This window comes from Poinsettia branch-inducing phytoplasma str. JR1, assembly GCF_000309465.1.
Classification (GTDB): Bacteria; Bacillota_I; Bacilli_A; order Acholeplasmatales; family Acholeplasmataceae; genus Phytoplasma; species Phytoplasma pruni.
Genome location: NZ_AKIK01000027.1, coordinates 1 through 2,242, shown reverse-complemented (window position 1 = coordinate 2,242; position 2,242 = coordinate 1). Strand labels below are relative to the sequence as shown.

Sequence of the window (2,242 nt, the reverse complement as noted above, 5' to 3'; positions counted from 1 at the left end):
CCTACTCTATACTTGATTTGTTGCTATTTTATTAAAAGCCATATAGTAACTTTCAATATTATTAGTAAGTCATTGAAAAGTGCGTTTTGAAACTCGCTTGTTGTTTTTCAATCTCTTCTCAATTTTGTTTAAATGCGTATTTAGTTTTGAAATTTTTATTTCATTTGATAGCATGAAGAAACCAATAAAGAACAACAAGAACAAGCTTTTAAGGAATTTGATAAATTATTCATTGAATTTATTAAAAAAACTTAAGTCAACAACCCAACCAACAATTGATTTTAAATATCAATTACCTTTATCCCCCAAAGAGGAACTTATAGGAAAAGTTCCTCTTTTTATTAAAAAATTCAAGATTAAAATAAATCATTTAAAGAAAAATTATTTATAATTTAAGATACTAAGAGATAAAAAAAGTAGGTTTATATAATGGAAAGAATACAAAAAATTTTAGCTAACTCTAATATCGTTTCTAGAAGAAAAGCTGAATTATTAATTTTAGCTAAAAGAGTGAAAGTTAATGGTAAGATAGTGACTACCTTAGGTGCTAAAGCATCTCCAAAAGATGTTATTTTAGTAGACGATAAACCTATTCAAAAAGCACCATATCTTTATTTTTTACTCCATAAACCTAGTGGTTATATCACTAGTGTTCAAGATGATAAAAAAAGACCTATTGTGCTTGATTTAATTAAAGAAGAACATCAACAAAGACTTTATCCCGTCGGCAGACTTGATTTCAAAACAGAAGGTTTATTGATTATTACTAATGACGGAGAATTAACCCAAAAATTAACTCATCCTTCTTCTTTAGTTCCTAAAGAATATCATGTCCAAATCAATCATTTTTTAACTTCTTCAGAATTAAAAAAGTTAAAAAAAGGGATTATCATTGATCATAATTATTTATCTATTCCTCAAGAAGTTCATCTTTTAAAACAAACCAAAAAACCTTTACCTTCTACTTGGTTATCGATCACAATTTTTGAAGGGAAAAACCGTCAAATTAGAAAAATGATGGAAGAAATGGGTTTTGAAGTTTTAAAACTAAAGCGTTATAGATATGATTTTCTGACCTTAGATCATTTGCCTAAAGGGAAATACCGCTCTTTAACCAGAACTGAAGTTAAACAATTATTAAGAGAAGATTGATAAAAGAAAAAAAGACCATATCATGGTTTTAACATTAAAGCTAAACCTAATTGTTGTAATTTTTGATAAAAAGCCAATTTTTTAAGGTTTTTCATCGTTGCCAAAGACGGCAATACCATTTGATAACCGTATTCTTTTAATTGTGTAAGAGTTTGCAAATAAGCTTTTTCCCGAGGTTTTACTATTTCTGTAACAGGACCATTTTTCCATAATTGAGGAAATTTATTACCACTATAAATAGTGTTTAATTCCGGTATTAAAAAAAGATACCATCCCCGTCTTTGCCTTAGTTAAATTCATATAATAATAATTTAGTATGCAGTATTAAAATGCTCTAAGAGGTTGCAATGCACTAATTTGTTGGCTTGTTGGGTATGCAAAAGGGTTTTGTGAGGCTTTTTGAAGGTCGGAAAGAAGTTGGGGGGCTTTACTTTCGTCTATATGATGGATAAATAAGCCTTTTTTTAGCTCTTGTGATACCAGGCGTTTTAGTTAAACAATGGGCGTGAGTGAAATAATTTTTAGGCATCGGGACCGCGTTGCAATTTTAAAAAATGGCATATTTCTTCGTATGTCGTTTCTAACAAGATTTCGTAATAAGTAGAATTATGACTGATTTTAAAAGGATTATAAGGTAAAGGTTTTTTTAGTTACCGGCATAGTCTTTGTCTCCTTTCTGAGTGGTCTTTTTTGCACCTTTTTTAAACGTCTTTCTTATTATAATATAACAAATCATGCCCAAATAATAAATATTTTTCAAAAAAGGTTTTAAAAATTATGTAAATGCATGTTACAATATATAATATTATAAGTAAAAAAAGGAGAAATTAAATGGTAACAGTTAATTATGAATTTGAAACTAATTTCTTAGACAATTTATTCAAAGCAAAAGATAATTTGATAAATATGTCCTATTATTTAATTCATCAAGTTCAAAAACAAGAAATAAACGATATAACTAATTTAAAACTACAAAAATTATTTTTTTATAGTTATGCTCATTAAAAGACAAAAACAATCTCCAAAAAATTTTATATTTTTAATATTTCAAATTGTGAAAAATACATTATTTTTATTTCATATTTTTTTA

3 protein-coding genes are annotated in these 2,242 nt (G+C 27.0%); 2 read left to right on the top strand and 1 reads right to left on the bottom strand.

Annotated elements, in window-relative coordinates:
• Window positions 1-429 precede the first annotated feature (429 nt).
• The gene (locus tag ON17_RS00775) at window positions 430-1,152 is read left to right on the top strand and encodes a pseudouridine synthase (RefSeq protein WP_017191580.1); all 723 of its coding nucleotides are present in this window, start codon (window positions 430-432) and stop codon (window positions 1,150-1,152) included.
• A gap of 20 nt (window positions 1,153-1,172) precedes the next feature.
• Here the strand turns inward: ON17_RS00775 and ON17_RS03710 are convergent, their stop codons facing one another.
• The gene (locus ON17_RS03710; RefSeq protein ID WP_017191579.1) at window positions 1,173-1,310 is read right to left on the bottom strand and encodes a hypothetical protein; all 138 of its coding nucleotides are present in this window, start codon (window positions 1,308-1,310) and stop codon (window positions 1,173-1,175) included.
• A 673-nt stretch (window positions 1,311-1,983) separates the two neighbouring features.
• Here ON17_RS03710 and ON17_RS03705 point away from each other — a divergent pair.
• On the top strand, window positions 1,984-2,157 hold the full coding sequence (locus ON17_RS03705) for a hypothetical protein (RefSeq protein WP_017191578.1): 174 nt from the start codon (window positions 1,984-1,986) through the stop codon (window positions 2,155-2,157).
• The last annotated feature ends 85 nt before the right edge of the window (window positions 2,158-2,242 follow it).